The organism is Polyangiaceae bacterium, assembly GCA_020633235.1.
Lineage (GTDB): Bacteria > Myxococcota_A > Polyangia > Polyangiales > Polyangiaceae > JACKEA01.
Map to the genome: position 1 here is coordinate 407,039 of JACKEA010000006.1, position 21,441 is coordinate 428,479.

Consider the following 21,441-nt stretch of genomic DNA (forward strand, 5'->3'; position numbering starts at 1 on the left):
GCCTTTTCATTGAAAACCAGCGGGATCCGCCGCGGCACCCTTGGCACGCGGCATGCTGTTTTTGCGGGGGTCATGAACAATGAAGACAGAGCGATCCAGCGGCTCCGCCAGCCGGAGCCAAAGAGAGAAGAGAAGACCGCCCGCCCCGCCGTCGAGGCGCTTGGGGGCGTGAGTGAGTACGAGGCAGAGAGCGCCGGGAGCGTGCGCCGCGCTCTGCGGAAGCCTCCCGAGCCCAAGCATCGCCGCGAGCCGCTCTCGGCACGGCCGGAAGAGCTTGGAAGACGCTTCTTGGAGCGGGCGACCCAAACCCAGCGGAGCTCCGCCCGAGGCACGCCGCCGGAACAGATCGAGCTCCGGGAAGGCGAGGAGAACATGCTCGATGCCGTGGAAGGTGAGGTCGAGACCGAAGACCGCTTGGTGACGCGACTGACGCTCCCGACGGACTGACCGCCCATGACCGACGCGCGAGGCCGCGAGGCGAAAACACCGAGACAAATCCCGTGGCGCGGCCTCGTGGATGTCGGCTGGCGCGTATGGCGCGAAGCCTTCGACGACAAGCTCACCATCGTAGCCGCCGGCGTGGCGTTCTTCGGGATGATCGCCATCTTCCCCGCGTTGATTGCCGTCGTCTCCGTCTACGGCTTGCTGTTCGATCCTCACGACGTGCTCGGTCAGATGCGAGACATGGCGCCCGCTCTGCCCTGGAGCGCGCGCCGCGTCGTGATGACGCAGCTGTCGGAGATCGTACAGGGCTCCGGGACGCAGCTCGGCTTCGGCCTGGTCTCCAGCTTGGTCTTCACGATCGTGGGCGCCTCCAGTGGCATGCATGCCCTGATCGACGGTATCAACCACGCTTACGACGAGAAGGAGACGCGCAGCTGGTTCCGCGTTCGCGCCACGGCGCTGGGGTTCACCATGATCGCCATCGTGTTCGTGGTGATCAGTATCGCCCTCATCGCCGTGTTGCCGCCAATGCTCCCAGTGCACGTGGGCTCTTGGGTGTCCGTGCTGCGCTGGCCGGCGCTTGGCGGCGCATTCATCTTGGGACTCTCGTGGCTGTATCGACACGCGCCCAACCGCAGGCCCCCACGCTGGCAGTGGGTGAGCTTCGGCGCGGTGTTCGCAACGGGAACTTGGCTCCTCGTGTCCTGGCTGTTTTCGCTGTACGCGCAGAGCTTCGGACGCTTCAACCACACCTACGGCACGCTCGGCGGGGCCATCGTGTTGCTTCTCTGGATGTTCCTCTCCAGCCTCGCCATCTTGCTGGGTGCCGAGCTCAACGCGGAGCTGGAGCACCAGACCGAGGTGGACACCACCATCGGTCCCGAGCGCCCGATGGGGGAGCGACATGCGTTCATGGCCGACACAGTGGGACCTTCCGCGCCCAAGCGTGTCTCGCGCCTGCTGGTGCGCGGCGGATCGGCCTGGCGGGCGGACTCGAGGCGTGCTCGAATACCCCCATGAAGCACATCGTTCTTGCCGTCCTCGTCGGCGCGAGTGTCACCGCCTGCGGGTCGAGCCAGTCCGAGCCCCAGAGCCAGCCGCCGCCGCAGGGCTACTACCAGCAACAGCCGCCGCCCACTTATCAGCAGCAGCCCGCGCCGGCCCCTGCGCCCGCGCCGGCTCCCGCCCCGGTGGCCACGCAGCCTGCGCCCGCCCCGGCGACGACGACGGACCCCGCTGCTGCTTCCACGGGTACGCCAACGGCGATCCCCGGGGTCATGAAGAACGCAGATGGCACCTGCTCCATCACGCCCCCCTCCATGAACGGGCAGCCTGCTGCTCCGCTCACGGGTCCCTGTCCTCCCGGCATCTGAGCGGCACCGTGAAGACGCGCTCTTTCGCGCTGGCCGTCTCCATCTTGGCGGGCATCGGGGGCGCGTTCGCGTGCTCCGCGAGTGGCAACAAGAGCTCACCCGGAGGCAGCAGCGGAACTACGGGTTCGGGGGGCACCGGCGGTAGCGGCACCGGCGGCGGCGGGGGCATCGCCATCGACGCCGGCACCGGCGGCAGCGGCGCCAAGCCCGGCGGCGTGCCGCAGACCTGCGAGGCCGCCAACGCGTCGCAGAGCTACATCGGCTGCGAGTATTGGCCCACGGCGACGATGAACGATCAGCTCAACAAGCAGTTCAAGTTCGCCATCGTGGCCGCCAACCCCACGACTACGGACGCGGTCGTCACGGTGGAGCAGAAGGGCTCGCAGGTCGCTCAGGTCACGGTCAAGCCCGGTGGCCTCGAAACCGTGGAGCTGCCCTGGGCCATGGAGCTGCAGTCCGGCTCCGCCCTCGCGCAGGGCGCCGCGTTCCACGTGACGAGCTCCGTGCCCATCACGCTGTATCAGTTCAATCCGCTGGAGTTCCAGCTACCCGGCTGCACCGGTGATCCCCTGGGGTGCTATTCGTACACCAACGACGCCTCGCTGCTCTTGCCCGTGAGTGCCATGCGCGGTGAGCACTACGTCGTCAGCTATCCGGCGCTGCACTTCGGCAGTCAGGATCCGATCGGCGGCACCAGTTGGACCAACCTGCCGGGTCTTCTGTCCGTCACCGCCACGCAAGACGGCACCAACGTGAAGGTGCGCACCAGCGCCAACGTGGCGGCCGGTCCCGGTGTCACCGCCCTCACCGCCGGTTCCGAGACCACGTATCAGATGAACGCCGGCGACGTGCTCCAGCTCACCACGCAGAAGCTGCCGGACCAGCAGATCGTCGCGCCGGGCAAGAAGTGCACGACCGTCACGGATGGCATCCCGCCCCTCGTGACCACGGACTACTTCTGTCCGCCGCCCCAAGAGTACGACCTCACCGGGACCTACGTGAACGCCGACAAGCCCGTGGCCGTGTCGGGCGGGCACGATTGCACCTTCATTCCCTTCGACAAGCGCGCCTGCGACCACCTGGAGGAGACCATCTTTCCGGTGGACGCGTTGGGACAGGATCTGATCGTCACCTCGCCACAGGACGTCGGTTCCATCAGCACCGGTCCCGGGACACCCGCGTACCACTACGTGCGTGTGCTCTCCGCCGCGGACGCCAACGAGATCCAGTTCGACCCGCCGTCCATGCATGCCCCGGTGACCTTGAACGCCGGGCAGTGGATCGAGGTCGGGCCCATCGCCGGGGATTTCCGCGTCACCGCCACGAACAAGATGCTGATCGCGCAGTACATCGCCGGGCAGGAGTTCACCGGCAACGCGGAGGCCGGAGATCCGGCCATGTCCGTGGCCATCCCCACCGAGCAGTATCGCCTCGAGTACACGTTCTTGGCGCCGACCACGTACACCTACAACTTCGTCAACGTGGTCGCCCCAGCCGGCGCTTCCATCACGCTCGACGGCACTGCCATCCCCCCGAGCGAGTTCCAGCCCATCGGCGGCAGCGGCTATGGAGTGGCCCGCCACAAGATCACGGGCGGCGTGCACACCATGAAGGGCGATCAGAACTTCGGCATCGTGGTGTACGGCTACGCTTCGTACACGAGCTACATGTATCCCGGCGGTCTCAACTTGGAGACCATCGTGATCAAGCCCAGGTGACGCATCCTGATGTTGGCACGGCGCGATACCCGTCGCGCCGTGCCGTGTAGTCTTTGGCGCGACGGGGCTCGCGCCGCCCCGACATCAAGAAGCGGAGGAGAGCAAGCCCGCGTGCTCGAACGCGCGGCGCAGGAAACGCACCGGCATGTTTCCGGACTCCAGGAACACCTGGTGGAAGCGGCGATCCAGCGCGAGCCCGTCGAGCCCGTCCGCGTTTTCCTTGGCGACGTCCCGCTCCAGCTGCAGCACGAGGCGGTTGCCGGTGAGGTAGGAGAGCGGATAGCCGCGCTCCTGGGAGTACCAGTTGAGCTCCGCCTGCACGCGCCCCGGCACGAAGCCGGTGACGGCGGTGAGCAGGCTGCCGGCGAGGGCGAAGGGATCGCTAGAGCTTTCGTCGTAGCGCACGCCCACGTCCAAGTACTTGCGGTCGCCCGTCATGAAGAACAGATCGATGGCGACGCGGGCCCCGATGCGATTGATGTCCCGCTTGCCCACCAGTCGCGCTTCGTCGGCCAGGTCGCTCAGGTAGCCGACGTCGAGCATGTAGTCTTCCAGACGCGTGGTCCAACCTTCCGCCTGGTCCATGGCGTCCATGTGGCGCCGGATGACGGATGGATGCCCTGCCGCAGTGGCGAGCTGCAGGTGGTGCCCGGGGATCCCCTCGTGGATCATCATGTTGGGGATGGCCAGCTCGGTGTGCTCGTCCAAGAGCTCTTCGCTCAGGGTGAGGTACACCAAGCTGGTCTTGGTGCCGGCGCGGAAGGGCGCTGGCGAGACCATGGCGCCGGCAGGAATGCTGGGGGCCAAGAACGATGGCGTGCGCAACAGCACCATGTCCTGATCCGCCGGGATGGGGAACAGATCCCGCTCACGAATGAACGAGAGAATGCGGTCGCGCTCGGCTTGGTAGCGATCGAGCACGCTCTCCAATCGGCCGTCCTCGAGCTTCACCGCGTAGCGCTGGTTCAGCACCTTTTCCAGGTCCTCCACGCTGGCGTCCTTGGGCAGATCGTACTTGCCCACCAAGCGCCCTCGAAGCTCTTCGATGGTGGCCGCGTTGTCCGCCAAGAAGCTCTTGGCCATGGCCAAGAGCTCGTCGAAGGAACGATCGATGCCGCGCAAATCCACGATGCGGCGCGCTGTTTCGTGGCCCAGATGAAATTGACGGGTACTCGGCAGCGCCTGGACCTGGCTGACGTAGCTTTCGAGCGCGCCCTCTGCGCGGGTGCGCGCGGCCTTCAGGCGTTTTCGATCCGCAAAGCCCACGCGTTCGGCCCAGGCTTCTGCGGTGTCGAACAGCTGACCGAGGCCGCTCACTTTCTCTACGTCCATGCTCACCCAGCGCGCCACGGGGGTGTCGAGACGAGCGAGGAGTGCGGGCACGTAGTCCGCCACCTGCTCGAGGCGCGTGGTGATGTCCTCCAGACGAGCGGCGTCGGGGCGCGGATCGTTGACGAACAGCATGAAGATGCCGTTGCCGATGTCGTCCCCGGCGGTGGGCATTTGCGCCAGGCGGGTGCGGTCGTTGAAGCGATAGCTGTCGGAGTGGATCTCCGCTTCCAGCATCAGTCCCGCGAGCTCCATGTCCAGCTGCTCGTCGAAGCTGTCCGCGGCAGGCAACTCACCCAGGAGGTCCTTCGCCTCGGCGAGACGTGCGTCGATTTCCGTCTGGCTCGGGTCCGGCAGGTCGCCCAGGTCCCGCTCCACCCCGAGGGTCACCCGGCGATTCGGGTTGCGGCTGAAATGCGCGTGAAAAGCCTCGGTGAAAGCCTTGAAGTCCGCCATGGCGCGGGAGCATACGTCAGCCGTGGGCGCGGAGCCATTCGATGGCGGCACGCACCCGAGCGGGCAGCTGTCGCGACGGGTACACGACGTACACCGCCCGTGGCGCCACCTGGTGCCCGGTGATCTGCACGCGCACGAGGTCTCGGAGCAGGCTGTCGGGAACGCACACCAGACCGAGGCCTTTGCGGGCAGCGTCGACGGCCAGTCGAGGATCGCTGACCACCACGCGTGCCGCTGGCCGTACGACCCGCGGCTGGCCGCGTTGCAGGAGGTGCCAACGCGGACTCTGACGCGTGACGATCGCCGGGAGCTTCGTGACCCGCGCGCGAGAGATGCGCGGCTTGCCTCCGAGCTCTCGCGCCACCAACTCGCGGGAGGCGCCCAGAGCGAAAGGGACGCTCCATAGCGGACGCGCCACCAACTCCGCGCTCTTCACGGGAGCCGCGCGCACGGCGAAGTCGAGCCCTCGCTCGATGACGTCCACCGTCGCGTTCTCCAGCGTGACCTCGAGCTCGACCTTGGGATGTCGCGCCGCAAAGGCGAACAGCGCCGGCGCAACGCGGTCGGCACCGATGCTCACCGGTGCCGTGACTCTCACGGGGCCGCTGAGCTCGCGGTCGTCGCCGAGCTCCGTGGCCGCCCACAGCTCCTGCATCAACGGCGCCGCGCGCTCGAGCAGGGCCGCGCCCTCCGGCGTCACCGCCACCGAGCGCGAGCTGCGCTGCAAGAGCCGCAGGCCGAGTCCCTGCTCCAGGGCGTGGATGCGTCGGCTCAGGGTGCTGGTGGGCACGCGAGTCCGCTCCGCCGCTCGCGAGAAGCTCTCGAGCTCCGCCACGGCCAGGAACAGATTCACGTCGTCCAGGGATATCGTCCCAATCATGGGATGAAGCATCTCAGATCATCCTGATGACGGCGAGAGCCGACGACGTTCTTCTTCCGCCATGCAAGACCAGAAAGTGATCGTGATTGGAGGATCTTCGGGAATTGGTTTGGCCGTCGCGGAAGCGTGCGTGGCCGCCGGTGCGGCCGTCACCATCGTGGGTCGCAACGCGGCACGGCTCGCTGCGGCACGGGTGGCGGCGCGCAAGCTCTCGGCGGACGTCACGCTGGAGGACGACGTGCAGCGGCTGTTCGACGTCCCGGTGCACCACGTCGTGCTCACCGCGGTAGACGCGCGCTACACGCCGGTGCGGGACGGAAACGTCGCGGACTGGCGGCGCACTCTCGACTCCAAGATCGTCGCGGCGCTCTTGATCGCAAAGCACGCCCGCTTCGAACCGGGAGGCTCGTTGCTGCTCACCGGCGGGGTGGCGGCACATCGGCCGGCCCCCGGCGGCGCCGTCGTCGCCGCGGCCAACGGCGCAGTAGAAGCGCTGACGCGAGCGCTGTGCGTCGAGCTCCGCCCGGTGCGCGTGAATGCCGTGTCTCCCGGCTGGGTCGACACGGCCATCTGGGACACGCTGGCGGGGGACGGCAAAGGCGAAGTGTTCGCGCGCCACGCGGAGCGCTTGCCCGTGGGGCGCATGGGGCAGCCGGCAGACGTCGCAGCTGCGGCGCTTTTCCTGCTGAGCTGCGGCTTTGCCACGGGATCCGTGCTGCACGTGGACGGCGGCCACCGCCTGGTGTGACGCCGACACCCCCGTCGGAACTCGACGTCTGTGATCCCGTCCGGGTGGGATTCACTCTTCTTGCAGACGACTTGCCTGGAGGTTTCTCATGCGCACCCTTTCCACGACTCTAGCCTTTGCCGCGTGCCTCGCGCTTTCCGTGTCCGCCTGTGGCAGCGATGACAGCAGTGGCGGCAGCTCGGGCTCGGGCGGAGCTGCCGGGAGCGGCGGTATGTCCGGCAGCGGCGGTATGTCCGGCGCCGCCGGTGGGGGCGGCATGGCGGGCAGCGGCGGCATGGCGGGCAGCGGCGGCATGGCGGGCAGCGGCGGCATGGCGGGCAGCAGCGGGATGGCCGGCAGCAGCGGCGCCGCCGGCATGGCCGGCGCTGGAGGGCAAGCCAACGTCGAAGTGGTGGATTGCGCTTCGGCGACGACCACCACGAACGTCAACATCGAAGGCACCATCGGAAATTTCAAGTTCAACCCGGCGGACGTGACGGTGTCCGTGGGCGACGTCGTGAAGTGGAAGAACGGCGCTGCGGTACCCCACACCACGACGAGCGGTGATCCGACGAACGGGCCCGACGGAAACTGGGACTCCGGCTCCTTGCTCGTCGGCCAGGAGTACTGTGTGAAGTTCCTCGTCGCCCAGAGCTACGACTACTACTGCACGATCCACACGAGCATGACCGGCAGCGTGACGGTGCAGTAAGGGACCAACGCGGGGTTCCGAGCCGGGCCGACATACCCCAACACCCTCCGTTCGGTTCGGCTCGGGACTCCCGCTGCGGACGCAAACGACAGCCAGCAATATTTTTATAGTTGACACTAATTCTCAGGGAATTAGAGTTAGCTATAAAATAATGGCAAACAACACAACTGCTCCGCAACCGTTTGAAATAAAAGCGAATTCACGGCGGCGCGCGCGCCGTTGGGCCCTTGGTGTTGGGGGCATCGCCCTCCTGGGCGCCTCCGCGGCCTTGGCTGCACCACTGCTCGGTGCCAAGGCGGAGAGCGCGCCTACGGTGGTGAAGACGCCGCGCCGAGTACGGGTGGCGAAGGTCACGGCGGCGCCGGAGCAGCGGGGCCAGCGCTACCCCGGCACGCTCCGCGCACACCAGCGGGCAACGTTGGCGTTCGACCTCGGCGGGCGGCTCACCGCGCGCTCCGTCCAGGTGGGAGATCGCGTGAAGAAGGGGCAAGTGCTCGCGCGGCTCGATGCCCGGGCGCTGTCGAACGCGGTATCCAGCACCCGCGCCGAGCTCGACCAGGTGCAGGCGCGGCTCACGCAACAGAAGCGCGATCAGCGGCGCACGGAACGGCTGTGGAAGAGCGACGTCATCTCGGCTCAGGAGCACGAGTCTTCCGCACTCCAGGTGGACGTGCTCGCGGCCTCGGAACGCACCATGCAGGTGCGGCTGCGTGAAGCCCGCCGCATGCTCGGCGAGTCGGTGCTCCGCGCGCCCTTCGACGGTATCGTCGCCGCAGTCCATCGCGAGCGGGGGGAAATGGTCGCGCCCGGGACGTCCATCGTCGAGCTTTCGGGCGATCACCGGCTGGAGATCGAGATCCAGGTTCCAGAGCAAACCCTCGCGCACCTCTCCCCGGAGTCCGACGTAAGGGTGGATCTTCCGTTGGCCGGCAAGAAGAACCTGAAGGGCACGGTGCGCCAAATCGGCCAGGCCGCTTCCGGCACCGGGCGACTGTTCCCGGTGATCGTGGAGCTGCTCGACAGCAGTGGCCTGCGCGCCGGGATGACGGCCGAGGCGGTGCTCGAGCTCTCGGCACAGAAGGCTCTCGCCGTGCCCGTCGCCGCCGTGCGGGATCCCTCCGGGGAGCGCCCCAGCGTGATCCGGGTTCGGGACGATCGAGCGGAAATCGTGCCGGTTTCGTTGGGTGAGCTGCTCGGGGACCAGGTCGTGGTGGAGGGGCCCCTGGCCGTCTCGGACCAAGTCGTGATCGCCGGTCACGCGTTCTTGTTGGATGGAGACAGCGTGCAGGTGGTGCCGTGATCTCGCGGCTGCTCCTGTCGCGGCGGTTGGTGCTCACCGTCGCCCTGCTCTTGTCTCTGGTCGGCGTGCTCGCCTTCGTGACCATGCCGCGGCAAGAGGATCCCAGCATGCCTCCGACCTGGGGCATGGTCATTGCGCCCTACCCCGGTGCGGACGCCGAGAAGGTGGAGCGCCTGGTCGTCCATCGCGTGGAAGAGCGGCTCGCGGAGGTGGAGCAGCTGAAGCACGTGTCGGTCACGGTGCGCCAAGGCGTGGCAGTGATCAGCATGGAGCTCCGGGATGACGTGGCCGATCACGAAGGCGCCTGGGACGAGGTGGAGCGTCAGCTCGAGAGCGCTCAGCGCGAGCTGCCCAAGGAGGTTCCGCCGCTGGAGCTCAAACGCGACCTCACGGACAACCAGAGCGTGGTGTTGGCCATCACGGGCTCCCCCGATCCGCTGGTGCTGAAGGACGCTGCCGAGACGCTGGAGAAGAAGCTCTTGGCTCTGGCGGACGTGACGCGGGTCGAGACGGCCGGTGCGCCGGCGGAAGAGATCCGCATCGAGCTCGACGACGCCGCGGCGCGCCGGCTGGGCATCGGAGAGGCGGACATCGCCCGGGCGATCGGCAGCAACAACGGCGGAATTCCCGGCGGATCCGTGCGCGCCGGGGAGCGCGTGACCACGCTCAGGCCGAGCAGCGAGCTGGCCTCCGTGGAGGACATCCAGGCGCTGCCGGTGATGCTCCCAGGGGGCGCCAGCGTCCCGCTCTCCAAGGTGGCGAAGGTGCGCCGTGTGCAAGCGGCTCCCGTCGGAGAGCGCGTGCGCTTCCAGGGCGAGCCCGCCGTGACCCTGGGCCTGGTGCCCCGCGGCAAGATCGACGTGGTGGCTTTTGGCGAGCACGTGCAAAAAGCCGTGGACCAGGCACGCCCAGCGCTCGCGCCCCTCGAGATCCACCAGCTCACGTTTCAGCCGGCGCGCGTGGAGCACCGGCTCTCGGACTTGAGTCAGTCGTTGCTCTTGGGCGTCGGCATCGTGGCCCTCGTACTGGTGCTCGCGATGGGCTTTCGCCTGGGCCTGCTGGTGAGCAGCGTGGTCCCCCTGGTGGCGGCGGCGTCCCTCGGGGTGTACGCGATGGGCGGCGGCGTGCTGCACCAGATCTCGATTGCCGCACTGGTGCTCGCCCTGGGCATGCTGGTGGACAACGCCATCGTGGTTGCGGAGGGCATCCAGCGCCGCGTGGACGGCGGCATGCCTCGCAGTCAAGCGGCCGTGGAAACGGTTCGCGAGCTCGCTTGGCCCCTGGGCTCGGCCACCGGCACTACGCTGGCCGCCTTCGTGCCCATGCTGTTGGCCGAGGGGCCCACGGGAGAGTTCACCCGCAGCATCCCCGTGATCGTGATGCTCACGCTGGCCATCAGCTACGTGTTCGCCATCACGGTCACCCCCGTCCTCGGGGGTTGGTTGTTGCGCCGCGGAACCTCCAGCGACGGCTGGATGGAGCGGCTGGGGAGCTTTCTGGGCGGCCTGGTGCTGAATCGCAAGAAGAGCGTGGTCGCCTTCGCCATCGCGGCGGTCAGCGTGTCTGGTCTGCTCGCCTCGCGGGTGGAGCAGCGCTTCTTCCCCGGCGCGGACCGCAATCAGCTGGTCGTGAGCTTGGAGCTCCCGGAGGGCGCTCACATCGATGCCATCGACCAGCGGGCGCAGAAGGTGGAGCGGCTGCTGTCGGAGGACTCACGGGTGGAGTCCATCGCTGCATTCGTGGGCCGCGCCACGCCGAAGTTCTACTATAACCTCCTGGATCGTCCTTCGAGCCCGCACCTGGCGCAGCTCTTGGTCACGACCAAGACCAACGCCGACGTCGAGCCCGTTGCAGCCGAGCTCCGCAGCTTCGTCGAGAGAGAGCTGCCGGAGCTCGAAATGGTGGCGCGGCCGCTGGAGCAAGGGCCGCCCGTGCGTGCCCCCATCGAGGTGCGTCTCTACGGCGACGACTTGAAGGATCTGTCCAGCGCCGCGGAAACGGTGCTCGCGAGCGTGCGCCGGGTGCCCGGCGCTCGCGACGTGCGCCACGATCTCGGCATCGGGGTTCCCACGCTGCGCTTCGACGTGCAGGACGCCGTGGCCCTCGACAACGGCCTCGGCCGGAACGCCGTGGCCCAGACGCTCCTTTCGTCCACCCGCGGCGCGCGGGTGGGGGAGCTGCGGGCGGGGGACGACCTGGTGCCCATCGTGGTCCGCAATCCCGATGGCGAGCGCACGCCCGCGGATCGCCTCGCAACCTTGGGCGTGGCCACCCCGGCGGGATCGCGCCTGCCCCTGGCGCAGCTCGGCACCACCAACGTCGAGTGGCAGCCGGCGATGATCCAGCGGCGCGACCGCAAGCGCTTGGTGCGGGTGGAGGCGGAGCTCGATCCGAGCGTTCCTTTCAGCCGCGCTCTCGGAGATCTCGATCAACGACTCGCGGGCGTGAAGCTGCCGCCCGGCGTCAGCCTGGAAATGGCGGGCGCCAAGGAGGGGTCCGGTCAGGCCAACGGAGCCATGCTCCGCACGCTGCCCATCGGCATGCTGCTCCTGGTCTTCATCCTGCTGGCGGAGTTCAACTCCTTCCGGCGACTGTTCATCGTGCTGGTGACGATTCCGCTGGCAGCTACCGGCGTGGTCCCGGGATTGGTGTTTGCAGGACAACCCTTCGGCTTCATGAGCCTGCTCGGCGTCTTCGCGCTGATCGGCATCGTGGTGAACAACGCCATCGTGCTCATCGACGTGATCGACAGCCTGCGCCGCGAGGGCATGCCGGTGGAGGCCGCCGTGCGCGAAGGCGTGCGGCGCCGCACACGGCCGATTCTATTGACCACCACCACCACCGTCGCCGGCCTCTTGCCGCTGGCCCTGTCGAGCACCTCCCTGTGGCCGCCGCTGGCGTGGGCCATGATCTCCGGTTTGATCTCGTCCACGGTGCTCACGCTGTTGGTCGCCCCTGCGCTCTACCTGGTGCTGCTTGGCAAAGAGCGCGCGTCCAAGCCGGAAAATCCCCTCCCTGTGTCGACGGAAGCCGAGGTCGCGGTATGATGAACGAAACCCCCTACATGCCCCCAGTCGCCAACACCGCAGACGTGAACTTGCGGGACACCATTCCCCTTCGCGAGCGGAAGTTCGCCCGCACCAAGCTCGCGCTGCTCGACGCTGCGCTCGAGCGATTGAAGCAAAAGCCCCTCGCAGACATCACCGTGCGGGAGCTGTGTGACGCGGCGGAAGTGTCGGAAGCGACGTTCTTCAACTACTTCAAGAAGAAGGACGACCTGCTGCGCTACTTCATCCAGATCTGGACGCTGGAGGTGCAGATCGTCGCGGAGCAGCGAGCGGGGGCGGATGGCGGCGTCTTCTACATCGAGTCCATCTTCGCCCACACCGCGGAGCGCATCGCCGACAACCCCCGGGTCATGCTCGAGATCGTCGGCCACATGGCCCTGCACGGGGAGGAAGAGGAAGACTGCGAGCCTCCCGCGCTCACCTTTGCGGAGCGCGTGCAGGCGTTCCCGGAGCTGGCAGATGCCGCCGTCAGCGCGGACGAGTGCCAGCTCGATGCCATGTTCCGCGCTGCCATCACCCGCGCCATCGCCAAGAAAGAGCTGCCAGCGGGCGTGAACGTGGACGTGGCCGTGGGCACCATCATCTCGTTCTTCTTCGGCACGCCGCTGTGGCACACACGCATCGATCCCAAGGACGTGGGCGCGCTCTACGCGGCGCAGCTTTCCACGCTCTGGGAAGGCCTTCGCTGTACGAACGCCTGAGGCAAAACCATGACGGCACCTCTTTCGGTCTTCCAGCCCGAACCGCTGGGTCGTGTCTGCGCGGCGTCCGCCGTGCTCGCCGACGTACTGCAAACCGTGCGCGTGACGCGCGTGTGCTACGGACGCATGGAGCTCGCTGCCCCCAGTGGCGTGGCCGTCGAGCCTCAGAACCGGACGGCCTTCGTTGCCGTGGTGCAGGGCAATGCCCGCCTCGAAACGGACGACGTCACGCTCCTCGGTCCGGGCGACCTGTGCGTGTTTCCTCGAGGCACGGACGACGTGGCTCGGCTTTTGGCGAGTGGTCCGGCGCCCACGTGCACGGTGGTGGGGGGCGTGCTCGATCTGGAGGGCTCGGAAGAAAACCCCGTGCTCCGGATCCTGCCGCAGCGAGTCGTCGTGCGGGGTGAACGGGGGCGCGCTGCGCCGTGCCTCGAGCCGCTGCTCGCCTTCATGGAACACGAGCACGATCGTGAGCGCCCGGGTGCCGAAGCAGTGCTTCGGTTGCTCTCGACGGCGCTCTTCGTTCAGGTGGCCCGTACGCACCTCACGGAAAACGCGGAGACGGACGTCGGATGGTTGCGGGCCCTCGGGGAGCGCCACATCGCGAGCGCCCTCGGCCTCATCCATCAGAGCCCAGAGCGCCCGTGGACCGTCGCGACGCTCGCCCGCGAGGTGGGCATGTCGCGCTCGGCCTTCGCGGATCGCTTCACCACGCTGGTGGGGGAGCCGCCGCTCCACTACCTGACTCGCCGTCGCATGCGCGCGGCCGCCGGCTTGCTGCGAGATGGTGCCGCCGTGGCGGAAGTCGCCGAACGCGTGGGCTACGGCAGCGAGGCGGCCTTCAGCAAAGCCTTCAAGCGTTCCGTGGGCGAGGCTCCGGGCGCCTACCGCCGCGCCGCCCGCACCGGGCTTCACGTTTGAGGGCGTCGCTCCGAAGCCTCATCAGTGAGGTCTTCTTGTCGGGCCGGCGCGATCCCGTCGTGGCCGCGCCGAACCGACAAAAGGATCGACGATTTCAGGAGTGGGACCGGCGCGGTTGGATGTTCAGCTCGCGGCGAAGCTCTGCCACGGGACGATGGAAGTCGTCCCAGGGGTTCCAATCCACGCACAGGTCGCGGTTCACCTGGGTGCCGCGCACGAAGGCCTCGAGCATGAGCTTGGGGTCCGCCACCAGCTTCTCGGGTCCGGTGGTGGGCGTGACCTGCACTCCGAGGTGGAATTGGGCGAGCATGAACAGCATGCCGAAGAGCGGATCTTTCTTCAGCATGCCGGCCTGGAAGGACGCGATCTGCGTCTCTTCGATGCTGCTCGTGTCGTACTCCGTGAGCACGTGCACGCAATCGTGGAACAGGATGACCTCCGGCCCGGAGTTCTTCTCTCCGGGGAAGGAGAACTCGTTCTTCGTGACGAAGTCGTAGTAGCCGCGGCCCAGCGTACCCGGCGGGCTGTCGGCCAGGGCGCGATAGCGGGCGGCGAGCTTCGCGTCCTCGATGCCGAAGACGCCCTTGAGCGCGCGCACGAAGCCGCGCACGCCCTGTTCGCTCACATAGGCGCGGGCGCGCTGTCCGATGAACGCGCGGCGCGCGATGTCGATGCGCGCGATCAAGAGGTGCTTGTCGATCAGACGCTGCACGTCTTTCAGCGCCTGGCTCTGGATCCCAAACGCGTCGGCGATGGTTCGAAGCAGCTTGCCTTCGGGCTCCGTCGCCTCTCCATCGATCAGGGCCATGATCACGGCGGCGGACAGGATGCGCTCGCGAAGCTCCGGTATCGGCACGGCTTCTGCGAGGGCCTCGGGCGTGATCGGCTCCAGGGCGTCCAGATCGAAGTCGGTACGCAGGATGTGCTCTTGGGCGCCCTCCAGCAGGCGGCGTTCCAGGTCATGGAGCTCGCCGTCGGCCATGGCCACCATCTTCAACATGCGGAGGCCGGCGCGGGCAATTTCCGGCGGCGGGACGATGAGATCCATTCGCTGATTCGACACGAAGGGCGCGCTGCGATCAAGCGCTGCCCGCTCTTGCGTGTTGCAGGCGCGCGCGCTCGCAAAGTGGTGGTGGATCCACGATTTCGTGGCGCCGTGAGCTGAGCTACCTCAGGGGTATGGAGTTCCTGGTCACGGGTCGCACTCCGCCGGATGGGCGACTCCCGAAGTCCGCGTGGATGGCGGTTTGGTTTCGGAGTGACGTGGAGGAGGCGAGGCGCAAGGCCTTGATCCGCAACAAGCCCGTGGCGCTACGCCAAGCGTGGTGGGGGCCGCGACACCTCGAGCTCACGAGCGCCGGGGACGTGTTCGACAGCGAGATCGCGGGAGCGGGCGGGCTGGCTGCATTTCATGCGAGTCTCGACGCCTTCCTCGAGAAGCTCCACGGGCAACAGGCCGTGCTGTTCGTGCTCGGGTGCTGGCACGACGCCGAGGACGAAGCGAGTGTACGTGATCGCCGCGCGCTACTTGGCGTTGCGACCCCGGAGTTGGAGGCTTCGCTGAAGCAGCATGCAGGGCAGCCCGGGGTTCTCCGTGTGGTGACTGAAGTCGTGCGGGTGGTGCAGCAAGACTCGTGGAGCAAGGAGGACCCGCTCCTGAAACGCATGCTGACACTGCTGGCGACGACGGAGAGCGACGTGCTCTCTGAGCTCGTAGCGGGGCGTTCGGAAGCCGAGGTCGAGCAACTGATGCACGTCTTGCCAGCCCTTGCGCAGCTCACTCTGTATTCCGACGCCGCCAGTGGGATCCCGAGGCTGCTCGCTCTCGCAGAGCCTCGCGCAACGCTGGAACGTCTGCTGCAAGCCGCGGACAGCGCGGAGAGCGTCGGGGTCGCTTCCGCCATCGCCAACAACCTGGGACTGGTGCGCGATCGGGAGCACCCGGAGCGTCCGCTGCGGTTGGCGTTGGAAGTGTATGGCCTCGCGGAACGCCAGGGTGCGCTGTCTCCTCACGATGCCGGCGTGCGCAAGAAATATCAGCAAAAGCTCGAGCGCCTGGCCAAGCGCTGAGCTACTGGGAGCGGGTCTTTGCACGCTTGGGAGGCACGCTGCCGCGCGGGCCCCAGGTTGCGTTCAAACGCAGTACCCGCTGGGCTTCGTTGCGGGAGACATCGACGCTGCCGGCCACCTTGGTGATCTCGTAGAAACCGAGGACTACGGACTCGAGGACGATGGCATAGAAGGGCTCTTTCCAGAACACTTCCGAGTGAACGCGAAACTGCAGCCACGCGGAGCTCGTTTCGAGTCGGACGACCTCGACGTCGAACACGTTGCGAAACACGGTGGGGAACACCCGCGGCATCCATTTCATGAGCGACGCGGGAGTGGTGCCGAGGAGCCGAAGAGCAGCGCGGACCGGCCCTGCGAGCAGCGGCGACTCCACGTGATGGGCGGTGAATCGCGTCCAGAAGCGCCGCGAGCCTTCCGAGCCGAGCAGCTCGAAGACGGCGCGCCCCATGGCCGCGTCGGCTTCGATGGGGATCCAACCGGATGGCAGCGTGGAGTCGATGATGTCCAGCACTTCCGGGGAAAGCTGACCTCGCACCTCGGCCTGCGCACCAGGCCGGAACCGGTCCAAGAAGGCGAGGGTGTCCTGGCTGCTGCGCGCGCGGCACGCCGGGAAGTCGTCACCGTTGCTCATCGCTGATCCAGGCGACGATATCGCCGGGGGGCTCGCCGGTACAAGGAGGGACGCTCAGGGGTGACGGCGGCGTGCGACGAGCAGGCCCGCGGCGAGGAGCGCGAGCGCCGAAAGGCGCGAGGGCGACGGCGGTCCCGGAACGTGACAGCCGCAGCCGCCGCTGTCGTCTCCGGCCGGCGCGGCGTTCGCACCGCCGCCGCTTCCCGGGACGGCGCCCGCCGCTCCCGCGGCGGAAATGGCGCCGCCCGTTCCCGCGCCGCCCCAACCAGACCCTCCAACACCCGCATCGGAAGTCGGCAGCGTGTCCGGCGCCACCCGGAGGGCATCGATGCCGATCTGCTTGCCGTTGTCTCCGGCGTTCACGTAGTTGTCGCCCAAGCGCACCCACTGATCGGCGCCTGCCGCGAAGTCGAAGCTGCCGAGCTCCATCCAGTCGTCGGACACCTGGCTCTGATCGACGAGCACCTTGTCCGAGGTGCCGGCGTGCTGGACCTTGTAGCTGGCGCCGCTGGATGGATCCCCGAGGGCCGGCACCCAGGCCCACACGCGGTACTTGCCGGCTTGATCGAAGGTGAGCTGCCAGAAGATGCCCTGGGCGTAGTCCGGATCGGCGTTGTCCTGCGTTGTGACGTAGGCGTGGCCGCCGTGGCCGGATATGTCAGGCAGCGCGCCGCCGGTGAGCTGGCCGCACTCTTCCTCGATCAGGGTCTCGCTCTGGCCGATCGACGTTGGACACGTGGGAGGTGGCGGAGTGACGGTGCCGCCGTTCTTGCTCACCAGCGTTTGCCCTTGCTGAATGCCGCTGGCGCCGTCCATGGGTTCGGGGATCACGGCGTGACCACCGTAGGAACCGCCGCTACCGGTGCCGCCGAAGCCGGGATCGCGATGCACGGCGAAGTGGACGTGGGGCGTCGAGAAGCTGCTGCAGCTGAGCGCGCCTTGGCAGGATTGGCCCAGGGTTCCGATCTGCTGCCCCTTGGCCACCTTCTGGCCCTTCGTCACCTTCAGGGTGTCGAGGTGGGCGTACATGGTGACGTACTTGTGGCCGTCGCCGAAGTCGTGCTCGATGTAGACCCGCTGTCCGTAGTTGGCCCAGCCCTCGGACCCCCAAGCGGCGTCCAGCACGGTGCCCGCCGCGGCGGCGAGCACCGGCTGACCCTTGCCGGAGCTCGGATAGCCCTCGAGATTCAGATCCAACGCGTACCAATCGTTGGCGCACTGGGAATCGCTCGCGCGGCAGTGCAGGCTGGAGCCCGCATTCGGTCCGTAACCGGACAAGACGTGTACCTTCTCGCCGTTCGCGAAGGGCAACGAGAGATCGGCGCCGTTCGGCAGCTGGACGGCGCCCTCGCTCTGGCAGCTCGCGTATTGACACGCCGCTGCCCTTCGCCCGCTGAGGGAAATGACCAGTGCCATGAGGAGCATCAGCCAGCGATTCATCGTAGTGAGAGTACCGCGTTGCCGAACGCCGGGCAGCGTGGGTGGGGCGCCCACATCGACCTCGATCGTGGCCTGATATAGGCTTGGGTCATGTGGCGCAGCATGGGCTTGGGAGTTTCGCTCGCGCTTTGTCTCTCGTGCTCCAGCAAGTCGAGTCACAGCGTGGAGCCGGCGCCGGACTCCGGCACGGGCGGCGGCGCGGCGGGCAGCGGTGGCGCGGCGGGCAGCGGTGGCGCGGCGGGCACGGGCTTCGGCGTGCCCCAGCTCTTGATCAAGACCGACGCGGACGTGAAAACGATGGCGCTGGGAGGCACCTACGCGCTGTTCGCGGGGGCAAGCCCCGGCACGCTGGGCATCGCAGCCGACTCCACCAACGACAGCTGGTCCGATACTGGGAGCGATCTGTGGGGCGTGGCCACGGACGGCAGCACGTTCTATGCGGCGGACTCCACGCAGAGTCGGCTGGTCTACGGCGGCGTCGGCATACCCCTCGAGCCCAAGTTCGTCGACGTTGCCCCTCTCGTCCCGTACGTCGTCGCGATGTCGCCCAGCGCCGTGTTCTTCGGCGACGAGTCGAGCGCGTCGCCGTCGCTTTGGCGCGTGGCCACTGCTGGCGGAGCGCCTTCTCAGATCGCGAGCGGGATCCCGTCTCCCATCCGCTTGGTGCTGGATCAGGGATGGGTTTGGTTGACGACCCTGGACGAGCCTGTGCTCTACCGAATCGATTCCAAGGCGACGAGCGTCACCCCGCAGGCATTCCTCTCTCTGGCGACAGGCTCCGGAACCCAGGCCATTGCCGTGGGATCGAGCGACGTCTTCTTTGCCAGCTACGAGACGGGCAAGTGTCCGACGGACACCACCAGCACGGCGTATCGCGCCTCGATCGCCACGGCTCAGGCCCAACAGCTGTTCGAGTCCCCTCAGGGCATCACGGCCATGGCGCTGGATGGCGACTGGCTCTATTACAGCACCATCGGCTCGTGCCCGAACTTCGAGGACGCGACCATCATGCGCTTCAACGTGGCGGGGGGGCCAAACGCCGCTCCCGAGCCGGTGGCGACGGGGCAAGCGCGGGTGCGCGACATCGCCGTGGATGCCACCGCCGTCTACTGGCTCAGCGCCGGCGGCTTCGACGTGGGCGGTCCGCCGGCAGGCATCATCAAGCTGCCCAAGGGCTGACGCACGCGCGCCATTCGATCATAGAATGCGCGCGTGGCTGAGCTGGTTCCCTATCCCTTCGAGCGTTTGATATCCCGCGTTTTCCGCGAGCTGGAACAAAACCAGAGCATCTTCGACCTGCCGGTGCGCAAGTTCGTGCGCGGGGTGGGCAAGGACGTTTCCGTGGACTTCCACGGCCGCCGGGCGTCCACGGTGCTGGGCCCAGCAGCAGGGCCGCAGTCCCAGCTGGCGCAGAACGTGGTGCTCAGCTTCCTGGGTGGCGGTCGCATCTTCGAGCTCAAGACCGTCCAGATCATGGACGAGCTCGAGATCCCGCGGCCGTGCATCGACGCCCAGACCATCGGCTATAACGTGGAGTGGTCCCAGGAGCTCAAGCTCGAGCAGTCCCTGGAGGAGTACGTCAAGGCCAGCATGCTGGTGGACATCCTGGTCGCCAGCGGCAAGCTCGAGCTCGAAGAAGGGTTCGACCAGGCCATCTTCGACATGAGCGTGGGCTACGACCTGGCCGGCATCCAGACGGACCGGGTGCAGGCCTTCTTGCACGGCATGCTGGACGCGACGCAGATCGTGGACTGGCTGCGAAAGCAGATCCCGGACGAGTACAAGCAGTTCCGCGATCTGGATTTCCGCACGCGTATCAGTGACACGCTGACGCTGTCCACGTTCCACGGCTGCCCGCCGGACGAGATCGAGCGCATCATGGAGTTCCTCCTCGAGAAGGTGGGGCTCCACTGCATCGTGAAGCTCAACCCCACGCTGCTCGGCAAGGCAGAAGTGCGGCGCGTTCTGAACGACGTGCTCGGCTACTCTGACCACGTTCCCGACGAGGCCTTCGACAAGGACACGCATTGGGACCAAGCGGTGGCGTTTACCGAGCGCCTGGGTGAAAAGGCGAAGAACCTGGGCCTCGGATTCGGCGTGAAGTTCAGCAACACGCTGATCGTGAAGAACGAGCGGAGCTTCTTCCCGGAAACGGAGAAGAGCATGTACCTGTCCGGACAGCCGCTCCACGTGCTGGCCATGAGCTTGGTGGGGCGCTTCCGGGAGACCTTCGGCGACCGCTACCCGATCTCGTTCTCCGCGGGCATCGATCAGAAGAACTTCCCCGACGCCGCGTCCCTCGGTCTGGTTCCGGTGACGGTGTGCACGGACCTGCTGCGCCCCGGTGGCTACGGGCGAATGCAGGGTTACTTCAAGGAGCTGACCGCGCGCATGGACAAGGTCGGCGCGCGCACCTTGGACGACTTCGTGGTGCTCGCGCAGGGTCGAGCACAGGCGGCGCTCGAGAAGACCGGCGCGACACCGGAGCAGCTGCAGGCGTGCCACGCGGCGCTCGAAAAGGGGGAGGACCTCCTTGCGGCCGCTGGCGCAGAGCTCCACGCGCGTTGGAAGAGCAAGGCCAAGCTCCTGAACACCCAGAGCTACGTCGAGAAACTGCTGGCCGACCCGCGGTATGGCCGCGGCGCCACCAACAAACCCCCCAAGAAGGTGGGCTCCCTGCTGGTCCTGTTCGACTGCCTCACTTGCGACAAGTGCATTCCGGTCTGCCCCAACGACGCGAACTTCACTTATCCGCTCCCTGCGCAGGAGGTTCCCATCCTGAAGGCCACGCCCCAAGGCGACGGCAGCTTTCGCGTACGGCAGGAGGGGACCGTGAGCGTGAAGCAGAAGCACCAGATCGCGAACTTCGCGGACTTCTGCAACGAGTGCGGCAACTGCGACGTGTTCTGTCCAGAAGACGGCGGGCCTTACGTGCTCAAGCCGCGCTTCTTCGGCAGCCAGGAGCAGTGGCGAGAGTTTCCGGACCATGACGGCTTCTACGTGGAGCGCGAGAACGGCAGCGTGTCGGTGCACGGACGCTTCGAAGGTCGAGACTTCGTGGCTCGCTTCGAAGGTGACCGCGCCAGCTACAGCGGCGAGGGTTTCGAGCTGTCGTGCCGAGCGGAGGATCCGTCTGCGGAGCTATCCGGCAAGGCTCAGGGAGAGGTGGATCTCACCTACCTCTCCCTGATGCGACTGCTCGGCCACGCCGTGCTGGAGAGCGAGACCATCAACTACGTGAACGCCTGATCACGGCGGACACTTGGCAACCTGAGTGCCGGCGCCGCTGGAGAGCGTAGGACACGCCTCACCGGGGGCGCTGCAGTCGCACACGTGGTCACCGTTGTCGGTGCCCTCCACGCAACAGCCGATGCCGCCGTCCACGTCGCCGCAGCTGGCGACCTCGTCGGAGCAGCCGCCTACGCTGTTCTGATCGATCTCGAAGCAGTGGCACGCTTGGAACAGCCCGGCGCAGCAGATCCACTTCGCCGGCGCGGCCTTGGAGTCGTCCGACGAGCAAGCGGAAGGCGCCAGCGCCAGCAACGCGGACAGTGAGAGTGCGAGAGCCAGTGGAGCTTTCAGCTTCATGGCCGGATCCTGCCCGAGATCCCTTCGTAGGCGGAGAAGGCACATGATTTATGCCGCGCCGGCGTGAGGTCGGCGGAATGACA

Annotated in this window: 19 protein-coding genes; 13 read left to right on the top strand and 6 right to left on the bottom strand. The window is 67.2% G+C overall.

All coding sequences use genetic code 11. The features are described from left to right. Window positions 1-72: 72 nt before the first annotated feature. Genes H6717_31575 through H6717_31590 form a run of 4 tightly spaced genes read left to right on the top strand, consistent with a single transcriptional unit; the run spans window position 73 to window position 3,535 of the window. Window positions 73-447: a hypothetical protein gene (locus H6717_31575; protein MCB9581613.1), complete on the top strand. Its 375-nt coding sequence runs from the start codon at window positions 73-75 to the stop codon at window positions 445-447. A 6-nt stretch (window positions 448-453) separates the two neighbouring features. Further along, a complete protein-coding gene (locus tag H6717_31580; GenBank protein ID MCB9581614.1) occupies window positions 454-1,464 on the top strand; it encodes a YihY/virulence factor BrkB family protein in 1,011 nt (336 codons plus the stop codon). Beyond that, the gene (locus tag H6717_31585; protein ID MCB9581615.1) at window positions 1,461-1,817 is read left to right on the top strand and encodes a hypothetical protein; all 357 of its coding nucleotides are present in this window, start codon (window positions 1,461-1,463) and stop codon (window positions 1,815-1,817) included. Before H6717_31580 ends, H6717_31585 begins: the two co-directional genes overlap by 4 nt. Before the next feature lie 8 nt (window positions 1,818-1,825). Next, window positions 1,826-3,535, top strand: coding sequence for an IgGFc-binding protein (locus tag H6717_31590; GenBank protein MCB9581616.1), 1,710 nt, complete (start codon window positions 1,826-1,828; stop codon window positions 3,533-3,535). An 84-nt stretch (window positions 3,536-3,619) separates the two neighbouring features. Here H6717_31590 and H6717_31595 read toward each other — a convergent pair whose 3' ends face one another. Together H6717_31595 and H6717_31600 are read right to left on the bottom strand one after the other, a co-directional pair. Next, window positions 3,620-5,320 (bottom strand): DUF885 family protein, encoded by a 1,701-nt coding sequence (locus H6717_31595; protein ID MCB9581617.1) that lies wholly within the window; start codon window positions 5,318-5,320, stop codon window positions 3,620-3,622. A gap of 16 nt (window positions 5,321-5,336) precedes the next feature. After that, window positions 5,337-6,200, bottom strand: a complete 864-nt coding sequence (locus tag H6717_31600) for a LysR family transcriptional regulator (GenBank protein MCB9581618.1) — start codon at window positions 6,198-6,200, stop codon at window positions 5,337-5,339. Window positions 6,201-6,261: 61 nt separating this feature from the next. Between H6717_31600 and H6717_31605 the strand changes: the two genes are divergently transcribed. From H6717_31605 to H6717_31630, 6 genes are all read left to right on the top strand, one after another. Then, window positions 6,262-6,948, top strand: coding sequence for an SDR family oxidoreductase (locus tag H6717_31605; protein ID MCB9581619.1), 687 nt, complete (start codon window positions 6,262-6,264; stop codon window positions 6,946-6,948). An 88-nt stretch (window positions 6,949-7,036) separates the two neighbouring features. Beyond that, the gene (locus tag H6717_31610; GenBank protein ID MCB9581620.1) at window positions 7,037-7,639 is read left to right on the top strand and encodes a hypothetical protein; all 603 of its coding nucleotides are present in this window, start codon (window positions 7,037-7,039) and stop codon (window positions 7,637-7,639) included. 268 nt (window positions 7,640-7,907) lie between these two features. Then, window positions 7,908-8,939: an efflux RND transporter periplasmic adaptor subunit gene (locus H6717_31615; protein MCB9581621.1), complete on the top strand. Its 1,032-nt coding sequence runs from the start codon at window positions 7,908-7,910 to the stop codon at window positions 8,937-8,939. Further along, complete coding sequence (locus H6717_31620) at window positions 8,936-11,986, top strand: efflux RND transporter permease subunit (GenBank protein ID MCB9581622.1); 3,051 nt, start codon at window positions 8,936-8,938, stop codon at window positions 11,984-11,986. The genes H6717_31615 and H6717_31620 overlap by 4 nt, the downstream gene beginning before the upstream one ends. Then, a complete protein-coding gene (locus H6717_31625) occupies window positions 11,983-12,708 on the top strand; it encodes a TetR/AcrR family transcriptional regulator (GenBank protein MCB9581623.1) in 726 nt (241 codons plus the stop codon). Before H6717_31620 ends, H6717_31625 begins: the two co-directional genes overlap by 4 nt. 9 nt (window positions 12,709-12,717) lie before the next feature. Beyond that, window positions 12,718-13,629, top strand: a complete 912-nt coding sequence (locus H6717_31630) for an AraC family transcriptional regulator (protein MCB9581624.1) — start codon at window positions 12,718-12,720, stop codon at window positions 13,627-13,629. 94 nt (window positions 13,630-13,723) lie between these two features. Here the strand turns inward: H6717_31630 and H6717_31635 are convergent, their stop codons facing one another. Beyond that, complete coding sequence (locus H6717_31635) at window positions 13,724-14,677, bottom strand: hypothetical protein (GenBank protein ID MCB9581625.1); 954 nt, start codon at window positions 14,675-14,677, stop codon at window positions 13,724-13,726. Between the two features lie 131 nt (window positions 14,678-14,808). Between H6717_31635 and H6717_31640 the strand changes: the two genes are divergently transcribed. Then, complete coding sequence (locus H6717_31640) at window positions 14,809-15,699, top strand: hypothetical protein (GenBank protein MCB9581626.1); 891 nt, start codon at window positions 14,809-14,811, stop codon at window positions 15,697-15,699. A gap of 1 nt (window position 15,700) precedes the next feature. On the opposite strand, the gene H6717_31645 is transcribed toward H6717_31640, so the two are convergent. Further along, window positions 15,701-16,330, bottom strand: coding sequence for a hypothetical protein (locus tag H6717_31645; GenBank protein ID MCB9581627.1), 630 nt, complete (start codon window positions 16,328-16,330; stop codon window positions 15,701-15,703). A gap of 54 nt (window positions 16,331-16,384) precedes the next feature. Next, complete coding sequence (locus tag H6717_31650; protein ID MCB9581628.1) at window positions 16,385-17,770, bottom strand: peptidoglycan DD-metalloendopeptidase family protein; 1,386 nt, start codon at window positions 17,768-17,770, stop codon at window positions 16,385-16,387. Window positions 17,771-17,860: 90 nt separating this feature from the next. Here H6717_31650 and H6717_31655 point away from each other — a divergent pair, with 90 nt between their 5' ends. Together H6717_31655 and H6717_31660 are read left to right on the top strand one after the other, a co-directional pair. Further along, entirely contained in the window at window positions 17,861-18,949 is a 1,089-nt protein-coding gene (locus H6717_31655) for a hypothetical protein (GenBank protein MCB9581629.1), read from the top strand. Window positions 18,950-18,982: 33 nt separating this feature from the next. After that, the gene (locus tag H6717_31660) at window positions 18,983-21,019 is read left to right on the top strand and encodes a glutamate synthase (GenBank protein MCB9581630.1); all 2,037 of its coding nucleotides are present in this window, start codon (window positions 18,983-18,985) and stop codon (window positions 21,017-21,019) included. Here the strand turns inward: H6717_31660 and H6717_31665 are convergent, their stop codons facing one another. Further along, window positions 21,020-21,358 carry a hypothetical protein gene (locus H6717_31665; GenBank protein MCB9581631.1) on the bottom strand — a complete coding sequence of 113 codons (339 nt, stop codon included), beginning with the start codon at window positions 21,356-21,358 and terminating at the stop codon, window positions 21,020-21,022. Window positions 21,359-21,441 lie beyond the last annotated feature (83 nt).

Coding starts and splice junctions, on each gene's coding strand:
- H6717_31640 (MCB9581626.1), top strand. CDS start 14,809: ATGGAGTTCCTGGTCACGGGTCGCACTCCGCCGGATGGGCGACTCCCG.
- H6717_31645 (MCB9581627.1), bottom strand. CDS start 16,330: ATGAGCAACGGTGACGACTTCCCGGCGTGCCGCGCGCGCAGCAGCCAG.
- H6717_31610 (MCB9581620.1), top strand. CDS start 7,037: ATGCGCACCCTTTCCACGACTCTAGCCTTTGCCGCGTGCCTCGCGCTT.
- H6717_31655 (MCB9581629.1), top strand. CDS start 17,861: ATGTGGCGCAGCATGGGCTTGGGAGTTTCGCTCGCGCTTTGTCTCTCG.
- H6717_31575 (MCB9581613.1), top strand. CDS start 73: ATGAACAATGAAGACAGAGCGATCCAGCGGCTCCGCCAGCCGGAGCCA.
- H6717_31665 (MCB9581631.1), bottom strand. CDS start 21,358: ATGAAGCTGAAAGCTCCACTGGCTCTCGCACTCTCACTGTCCGCGTTG.
- H6717_31650 (MCB9581628.1), bottom strand. CDS start 17,770: ATGAATCGCTGGCTGATGCTCCTCATGGCACTGGTCATTTCCCTCAGC.
- H6717_31635 (MCB9581625.1), bottom strand. CDS start 14,677: ATGGATCTCATCGTCCCGCCGCCGGAAATTGCCCGCGCCGGCCTCCGC.
- H6717_31595 (MCB9581617.1), bottom strand. CDS start 5,320: ATGGCGGACTTCAAGGCTTTCACCGAGGCTTTTCACGCGCATTTCAGC.
- H6717_31600 (MCB9581618.1), bottom strand. CDS start 6,200: ATGATTGGGACGATATCCCTGGACGACGTGAATCTGTTCCTGGCCGTG.
- H6717_31605 (MCB9581619.1), top strand. CDS start 6,262: ATGCAAGACCAGAAAGTGATCGTGATTGGAGGATCTTCGGGAATTGGT.
- H6717_31630 (MCB9581624.1), top strand. CDS start 12,718: ATGACGGCACCTCTTTCGGTCTTCCAGCCCGAACCGCTGGGTCGTGTC.
- H6717_31585 (MCB9581615.1), top strand. CDS start 1,461: ATGAAGCACATCGTTCTTGCCGTCCTCGTCGGCGCGAGTGTCACCGCC.
- H6717_31625 (MCB9581623.1), top strand. CDS start 11,983: ATGATGAACGAAACCCCCTACATGCCCCCAGTCGCCAACACCGCAGAC.
- H6717_31580 (MCB9581614.1), top strand. CDS start 454: ATGACCGACGCGCGAGGCCGCGAGGCGAAAACACCGAGACAAATCCCG.